The 6,386-nt window shown below is 39.9% G+C and carries 6 protein-coding genes; 2 read left to right on the forward strand and 4 right to left on the reverse strand.

Annotated features, from left to right (window positions below; all coding sequences use genetic code 11):
• The first annotated feature begins 1,036 nt into the window (after positions 1–1,036).
• Together IQ260_RS25620 and IQ260_RS25625 are read left to right on the forward strand one after the other, a co-directional pair.
• Positions 1,037–1,348, forward strand: coding sequence for a hypothetical protein (locus IQ260_RS25620; RefSeq protein ID WP_193995912.1), 312 nt, complete (start codon positions 1,037–1,039; stop codon positions 1,346–1,348).
• Between the two features lie 225 nt (positions 1,349–1,573).
• Positions 1,574–2,182, forward strand: a complete 609-nt coding sequence (locus tag IQ260_RS25625; protein ID WP_193995913.1) for a Uma2 family endonuclease — start codon at positions 1,574–1,576, stop codon at positions 2,180–2,182.
• A 42-nt stretch (positions 2,183–2,224) separates the two neighbouring features.
• Here the strand turns inward: IQ260_RS25625 and IQ260_RS25630 are convergent, their stop codons facing one another.
• From IQ260_RS25630 to IQ260_RS25645, 4 genes are all read right to left on the reverse strand, one after another.
• Entirely contained in the window at positions 2,225–3,481 is a 1,257-nt protein-coding gene (locus IQ260_RS25630) for a vWA domain-containing protein (RefSeq protein WP_322745048.1), read from the reverse strand.
• Positions 3,472–4,422 carry a helix-turn-helix domain-containing protein gene (locus IQ260_RS25635; protein ID WP_193995914.1) on the reverse strand — a complete coding sequence of 317 codons (951 nt, stop codon included), beginning with the start codon at positions 4,420–4,422 and terminating at the stop codon, positions 3,472–3,474. The genes IQ260_RS25630 and IQ260_RS25635 overlap by 10 nt, the downstream gene beginning before the upstream one ends.
• A gap of 69 nt (positions 4,423–4,491) precedes the next feature.
• Positions 4,492–5,568, reverse strand: a complete 1,077-nt coding sequence (locus IQ260_RS25640; RefSeq protein ID WP_193995915.1) for a hypothetical protein — start codon at positions 5,566–5,568, stop codon at positions 4,492–4,494.
• Between the two features lie 104 nt (positions 5,569–5,672).
• On the reverse strand, positions 5,673–6,332 hold the full coding sequence (locus tag IQ260_RS25645) for a hypothetical protein (protein WP_193995916.1): 660 nt from the start codon (positions 6,330–6,332) through the stop codon (positions 5,673–5,675).
• Positions 6,333–6,386 lie beyond the last annotated feature (54 nt).

The following is a 6,386-nucleotide window of genomic DNA, read 5'->3' on the forward strand; positions in this document are numbered from 1 at the left end:
TTCTAATCCCACAGATACATCTTTGCTAAGACCCGATAGTTTAGAGCCAACGATATCCGTTGCAGAATCAATCGTCTCCAATCGCATACTGAGCATTACGGTTTGAGCGAGACTAGATGCAATGGCCATGCGCTCTGCTTGTGTAAAGCTATCGTCGATATATCTATCCATAAGCCAATTATCAAAGCGAAGAAAGAGGTCACATGTTTGTTCGAAAAATTTATCTTCCATGCTATTTCTCCAGGAATTATACTTAGATTGGTAGTGTGGAACTCCTGAGAAACACTAATTCCCCCTCAAACCCACATTGGGCTATAACCCCCGACGCTAATTGAGGGCTGTATACTTCAAGAAATTCCTAAACGGGCATATTTTGACAACAGTGGCTACAACGCCAAGAAAGCTTACCTGAAGAAACATGCCGAAGTAAAACACTTGAGCAACAAAGACAAATATGTCTGCGCATCAGAGTTGCTTCTGTCTTAGACACTGGCGTCTCTAAATCAAAACGCGCATGTTGAATCAAAGATTTCATTGGATAAATTGTTAAAGGGTTTATTAAATGAATGAAGCGTTAGATATTATTTTGGGACTAGCAGCTAGCTTAATCTGCTGCTTCAGCTCCCAATCGCGCTAGATGATTCTTGCAAACAATCAGGATCTACGTAGTGACAAGTGGTGTTGTCTTGACAGATCAAAGCCCAACCAGCTTGGTCAATGCCAACCAATCTGTAAGTCATATTCTGCACAAAGTAACCCTTGTGGTTTCGAGTACCTGATTTGACTTCAAGGTTATAAGCGTCTGTGTTAGTCATTATTGAGTTTTCCTAAATAGAGGTGCAAGCACCGAATTAAGTAAGCTTGTTAAATTAATAAATGCAGTTTATGCATTAGCTTTTTCTGGATAAATATATCTTATCTTTAAATGCGTTAATATTCCGTTAAGCTATGTTTCGCTGAGATTGAATGCCTCCGATGAGTCAAGTCGCACTAGAGAATCTCTTTAGAGTCTCAATGTTGTTTTCTGGTCATAAAAATGCCTGATTTTGTAAAAGTTGAAGACCTCCAACATGTGAAAGTCCCTAGCAACATCCATCTGTGGCAAGTATTGGAGGGTCAAAGGGAAAGTCTGACAAACAGCCAAAATATGAAAACGATGGAATCTTGGCTGGGCTTTACAGAGAGATCGTTCTGGGATGAGTGGCTGAAAAAATATAATGGTCGGCTTCCTAACGGCTTCTACTGGATTGATCACAACGCTAAGACCGTCAATGTAGTCCTGAGTAATACCTGGGTTGCCGCTGAATATCAGCTAGAACAAAAAGGTGTTGTTTTGACAGAATCGTGACGTAAGAATCTTTGCCAAGAACCTCAGGATAGATAAAAGTAAGTTCTTGAGTGAACTCAACCCTGGTAAAATAGGGACTTGTTATCCAAGCATGGCCTTTCGATACTATTGGCCTATCAATATTAGCTCAGATCTTGCACCTGTGTTGGTCATGAGGTGTCAACCCACTTATCGGCAGAAAATGCTACATCAGCTAGGATAGAGGGCAGTTAGGCTAATCTAACCATGACGCAAGCTCTTTCCCGTAAGTCTCTGTTAAACGAGCAGCCGACCGACCAGCAGATTATATATTCCGGTATTAGCTGGCCACAGTTTCAGCTGATCCGTTCGGGGTTTGCTGACTCTCCAGGGATTCGGCTGGCTTACTATGACAACACGATCGAAATTCTGATGCCCGGACGCGAACATGAGATGTTTAGCCGATTGATCGGCTTTTTGATTGGGTTATTTTGTCTGGAAAAGGGCATCGAGTTTGAACCGACTGGATCGATGACCCATGAGCGGGAGGGGGAGGCATCGGCTCAAGCGGACGAGTCTTACTGTTTTGGTAGTTCTAAAGCGACTCCCGATTTGGTGATCGAAGTGGTGTTTACCAGCGGGGGGCTGAGTAAGCTATCGCGCTATCGGGCGTTGGGTATTCTTGAAGTGTGGTTTTGGCAGGATGGGCTGTTTAGTCTTTATCGACTAAAAGAGGGAGACTATGTTGAAATTACGCGTAGTGAGATTCCGGAACTAGCGGCGCTAGATATGGATGTGTTGACTCGCTGTGTATTGATGGGGAAGACATCGCGGTTGGACACAGCGAATGAGTTTCGAGAGGCAGTGCGTTTGTAGAGGAATGATTCACATTATTCCTCTACAAACCAAAAACACACTTTACAGAGTCATTCGTTGGAATCCATTTTTGACTCTGCCGTATTCATTTAAGGCACAAGTAAAATAAGTTGGGCCTATAGACATACCAGCAGAACGAAAAGTAGAGGGTTCAGCAGCAAGTAATCTTTTGCCTAAATTCTGCGATAGAGACATGAATTTCTGAAATATAACGATGTCATCTGAAATAAACTCAGACTGCAAATCGTCATTTGCAGCACTGAGAAGTCTTACGTGATTTGAAATGCGCTCTTTTGCTGTTTGGAAATCTTTTTCATAAAGATCATCTAGTGTGTGAAAAGCAATTTCACTGGACCATAAACCTAAAGCATGTTCCGTGACTAGCTCTGAGTCAATTACACCTGGAGATGATAAATCTATGCTGCGGCTACAATTTGCACGCGCGAACGTATCCACATATTGCACAGTTGCTTTACCAATAGCATTTTGAATCTTTTCATCAGGAACACCTAACTCAAAAATAATCCAGTATGTTTCACCAACTGCTAAGTCTGGCACAAAAATACGAATTCCATCTTCCTGCGTTATGAGATCAGGTGCAGATTGCACACCAAACTCCTCTTGTGCTTTTTCCTTAGCCTGATCAGCGTCCCTTAAGACTACTGCTCGTCTAGCAGGGTCTTTGATCTCATCGTGCCCATAAAGATAAAGAATTGAGATATCTTGGTCAATCTTTACCTTAATCTGAACATTAATTCCTGCTAAATAGTCTCTTCTATTTAGCTCTTCTTGTAGGCTAGATTTAATGTCATCGATATCGGTAACAAATGTAGATTTGCCACCAGTCAATCCAGCTAAAGCATCTAGCTCACGCTTATTCGCATCAGTACCAAATGCAAAAGTCGATAGCCGAATACTACCACGTGTCTTCATATCTGCATTCTGTCGAATCTTAATCCAGCTAGTCTCACCAGAATTTGAATTGCCATCAGAAAAAAGATATATATGATTCAATCGATGATGATTACCATAGCGACTAATTTCATCAATACCATACTGAATTCCTAAATTGATATCGGTGCCTCCTGTTGCTTGTAGGCTACTAACAGCATGACTAAACTCGACATCGGAAACCTTTGCTTTGGGCTTAGCTTTAAAGACAGTATTGACATTTGTATTAAATTCAACAATGCCAATAACATCCTCTGGCTTCATGGAATGAAACAATTCTTTAATTGATTCTTTAACAGAATCAAGCTTTTGTCCGTCCATTGAACCGCTGGTATCAACTACAAACACATAGTTAACAGGGGGGGCTGGTTCTTAGGTTGATTTTCTGGAGCAGTGTCTGCAGCCTTTAAAGCTATTTCCAAATAATGGCTTGCTCTATCATCTCGCTTTTGACTGAGTGGAATAGAAGCAATGCCATAGCTAACAGCGACAGAAGAATCGTCACTAGGGGATGGAATAGCTTCACTGTTTGGAGCAACAAAATCATCAAAGCGTACTTGAGTCTGATCGATTAATTCACCTCTTTCGAGTAAATCCTTAATACCGACAGTTAGTCTAGTACCAAACTGATTATTTCTTCTGATAAACAAGCCATTATGAGGTAATGGCTCTAAATCATTTGAAATTTCATTCTCATTTTTAAGATAACCAGAATTTATATTTGGCTTTCGATGCAATTCAATATTTGAGAAACTCCCTAAGGCCGCTCCCACGGCACCTGTTACATTTCCCACGGCACCTGCTACACTAATACAATGTTGAAAATGTTGAATAACACAATTTTCACTTTCCTTCGCACAGAGAAGGCTATACTCTTCTTCTAATCTTCTTTGAGAAGTTAAAAATCTTTTAGCATTCAGTTGCGCTTCTTCGCTTTTTTTAGAATCTTTAAATAGTAAATTTTTAATTTCTTCATCTCTCTCAAAAATAATATCTATCCAGTATTCAATAATATCAAAAACCTGTGACTTTCTTACTTTAAATAAAACAACCAATGAACGAGGTGGAAGATCTTTTTTGAGGTGTAAAACGACCATCAGAATTTGCTTTTCAAGCGAAATATTATTTGAGATAATAATATCTTCAAATAATATGATTCTTTCCATTAATTTAAACAATTTTACTGACTCAAGCTCAAAGAATATTTGAGCTTTATCAGGATTTTTTTGAATATATTTCCAAAGATCAATCTCTGGATTTTTCTGTATGAATGCCTCAAATTCAGTCACTTTTTATTTCCTCACATGTTTTGACTTTCTTGCTAGATGCTAGATTTGAATCGCTGCTAGTAACTTTTTTTATTCTCTGGGGAAAGGACACAAGCTATCTAATGTGGCTTCTGTTATCAAAATTTGCGTAAAGATCCCTTCTTTAGCTAAACAATTTAGCCAATTATCTAGTTTTTTTGATAATCCCTGACTGTCGATAGTAAGCTTCTTAGCTTCCTCCCAATGATTGCCACCTAATAGCAGCAAAAGTTTGATTTTGAAGGCTAATGTCTGCCAGTGAGTTGAATTTTGCTGTAAGGCCTTGTTGACAAAATGAATTGCTATACCACTTCTACCTTGAGCGAAAGAAATATGAGCCTTACCAAGCCATGGTTCTGATTTTCCTCTGTGCAATTTGCGTGCTAAGTCAAATTGTGCCTCCGCTTCATCAAATTGCCTCTCTGATAGAAGTTGATATCCTGAAGCGATTAACTGTTTAAGATCATTTAGCCTTTTTGACTGAGATGCTCGAGGATGTGGATAAAAATTATCCGGCTTGATTTTCCAATAACGATGAGCAATAGCAGCATCTAAAGCAAACTCAAACGGGCGATCAAACTGTTCCAGTTGCTCTGCCCCTGCAAACATTGCCCTTTCAAATGTCAACGTGCCATCTTCCTGACGCTGCATACCTTCTGGTTTAGATTCTGACAGTGCCGTTTCCGTATGGGAAAAACCGGTACACTCTATAAATATGAATCGTCGGCTGAGGAGCAAATTCCGTAAAGATTCAAAGTTTTTTAATGGTTCTTTCTGGAAAAGACTTCTTTCGTACTCACGCTCTGCATCAGCTTCCCAATATTCCTGATAGCTGTAATGTAAGGAAACAGCTGCTAAAGCGTGCTTTCTTAGCACAATCAGTAGAGGTAGTAATCCAAATCCCAGACATAGTCCACAGTAAAGCACAGCTAAATCAAGACATGTCCCCTCTTTGCGAGTTTCCAGAATTTCCTCTGGCGTACGAATTAACTGAATATTTGCATCATTATGCTCTGGCTCAAGGGCGTACTTTATATTCTTAGCAATCAACGCGTTATAGATTTCTTTAGCTAGTTGCTTGTATTGCTTCCATCGTAGTAACTCTGTGCGATTAACATCATCAGGCAAAGAAAAATATGGTGGCAACTCCGAGGAGATGTGAAACGCTAATCCTTTCTCATCTGCTTGTGATCATTGCTGTGGCATGGGATTTACAGTAGTTACGCGAGAAACTATAGTCCAACTTCGAATAATTCATGCACAGGACTTGGAAATGCGCCGCCAAGCTGATTTGTCTTAACTTCTATCCTGTAAAGTCCTGATTCAAGGTCATCAATCACTAAAAGCCATTTTTCGTTTTGCTGTTGAAAGGTTACATAATGTGTAGCACTAGGTTGACTCACAGATTCAATACTAGCTTCAATATCTAGATTTGACATGATACTTGAAGGAAAACGTCCCTGGAGTGTAGCTTTGATAACAACTGGTTCATTTTTCAGGTAAAGATCATCCAATTCAAGACTAATAGCAGTCTGAGCTAAAGTGCCTCTGACTGGTTCTCTATCAACGGTTTGTAACGTCTGAAGACTATATAGTAAATCAATCAAAACGTTGACATTGTTTTGGATAGAGCCATGTCGCTCTGCAATGTAGCGGCTGAAAAAACGTAGTTTAGGATCTTGATCAAATTCGATAGGGCTAGCTGATACTCGTGGCACTGTGCCATCTCCACTATTCAACAGACTGTGAACTGTCTTTGGTACTTCATAACTTATATTAATCTTGCCATTTGTGAGAATGGCAGATTGTGCAGTTTTCTGTTCTGTCCCTACATAGGGGACTGTACAGCAATTCCAAATTCCAAGATTAGGACATTGTAATGCCCTAGCCATAGTTCCATCAGAACACTAACAACGTTTTAGGAGGTATTGGTTCGTGCCTTTCTT

It is taken from the genome of Leptolyngbya cf. ectocarpi LEGE 11479 (assembly GCF_015207065.1).
In the GTDB taxonomy this organism is placed as follows: Bacteria; Cyanobacteriota; Cyanobacteriia; order Phormidesmidales; family Phormidesmidaceae; genus Leptothoe; species Leptothoe ectocarpi.